A 1,769-nucleotide genomic window follows, 5' to 3' on the forward strand; every position below is an offset into this window, starting at 1 on the left:
AGCAGTTTCGAGTGGTTGTGCACGGAGTTGCTGGAGGGGGATGAGGCCAGTGTGCGGTTCGAGCTCATCGACCCCGCGCCGGGCGCGCTGGACAACCCCGAGCACGCGCTGCGGTACATGATCACCCCGGCGATGGCCGAGCGGATCCGGTTGCGCGATGGCACGTGTCGGCATCCGGGGTGTTCGGTGCCGGCGAAGGATTGTGATGTGGATCATGTGATCGCGTTCAACAAGCGTGATCCGGAGCTGGGTGGGCCGACCCTGGAGTGGAATCTGGTGTGCTTGTGCCGCAAGCATCACCGGGAGAAGACGTTCGGTACCAACTCCTACCGGACCGGGCCGCTGGGTGAGTTGATCATCTGCACCGATACCGGCCACGAGCACCGCACCAGACCCAAAGGCCCGCTGGCCCGGGCCCGCGATGCCATCCGAGAACGCGAGTGGGAGGCCTTCGCCGACCGCATCATCGCCGACGACGGCACCCTCATCAACCCACCAGGCCACCCCAGACACGGCCCCCACACCCACACCAGACCCGCCTGACACGCCGCCCCGCCTGAAACACCGCGGGACGCGCCGCCAGCGCTTTCGGGCGACCGTCGGTGCCGAGTGCCCGCTGCTGCGCAGATTCGGCGTGGGCGCGTGAGGGGGTGGTGCCGCGCGGGTCGACGACGGCGAGGGCGGCTGCTCCATATGGTGTGACGATGCCCGGGTCCGCGCGTCAGGCGCTCCGCCGGAACGGCGGTCATCTGGCGTCGGTGGCGCTGGTGGCTCATGTGGAGCTCCGGCTACGTCGGCGCAGAGCTCGGCACGCGCGCCGGCGGCACACCTCTACAGCTGCTGGCCTGGCGGTTCTCGATCCTCGGCGTACTGCTGGTGAGCGTCTGCCTCGTGCTGCGGGTGCGACTGAACGACCGCGCGGCGTGGACCCGGCAGGCCGTCCTCGGCCTGTTCAGCCAGGCCGTGTTCCTGTACCTGATCTTCGAGGGGGTCGCGCGCGGCGTCGACGGCGGCACCGCGGCGCTCATCGCCGCGCTCCAACCGCTGCTCGTGGCCACCGTCGCCGGCCGCGTACTCGGCGAACGCACGACGGCCGGGATGTGGATCGGTATGGCCCTCGGGCTGGCGGGCGTCGTGGTGGTCGTCTCCGGCGGCCTGGACGCGGGTTCCGCACCGTGGTGGGCGTACCTGTTCCCGGCCGCGGGGATGCTCAGCCTGGCCACGGGCACGGTCCTCACCCAGCGCCTGCGGCCCACCGAGACGCTGCTGCAGTCCATCACCATGCAGTCCGTCGTCGCGGGCGTGGTGCTGATGGTCGCGGCGGTGGTGACCGGCCAGGCGGCGCCCGAGGCGGAAACCGACTTCTGGGCGGCGGTGGCCTGGCTCGTCTTCCTGTCCACGCTGTGCGGGTACGTCCTCTTCGTCTTCGTCACCCGCACGCGCGGCGCCACCGTGGCCAGCGTCCTGCTGTACCTCACCCCGCCCACGACCATGGTCTGGGTGTGGCTCATGTTCGGTGTCCCGATCACCCTCCCGGCCGTGGTGGGGATGGCGGTCAGCGCCGTCGGCGTGATCCTCGTACTGCGGTCGCGCCCGGCACCGACGGGCCCGGCCCGGGCCTGACATATGGACGCCGCGGCCGGGGCGGGAGATGATTCGGGGGTGAACCCCGAGCAGTCTGACCTGCAGCGCGCCCTCGCCGACCTCGACGCCCGCCTCGGGCGCATCACGGCGGAGGTCGCCGAGGTCCGGGCCGGGCTGATGGCGCT

The 1,769-nt window shown here is 71.1% G+C and carries 2 protein-coding genes; both read left to right on the top strand.

The window, feature by feature from the left end:
* The coding region (locus G6030_RS15075) for an HNH endonuclease signature motif containing protein (RefSeq protein ID WP_182643672.1) at positions 1–543 on the top strand (543 nt) is incomplete at its 5' end.
* Positions 544–774: 231 nt separating this feature from the next.
* A complete protein-coding gene (locus G6030_RS15080; protein WP_231888822.1) occupies positions 775–1,623 on the top strand; it encodes a DMT family transporter in 849 nt (282 codons plus the stop codon).
* Positions 1,624–1,769 lie beyond the last annotated feature (146 nt).

The organism is Dietzia sp. E1, from assembly GCF_014145015.1.
In the GTDB taxonomy this organism is placed as follows: Bacteria; Actinomycetota; Actinomycetes; order Mycobacteriales; family Mycobacteriaceae; genus Dietzia; species Dietzia cinnamea_A.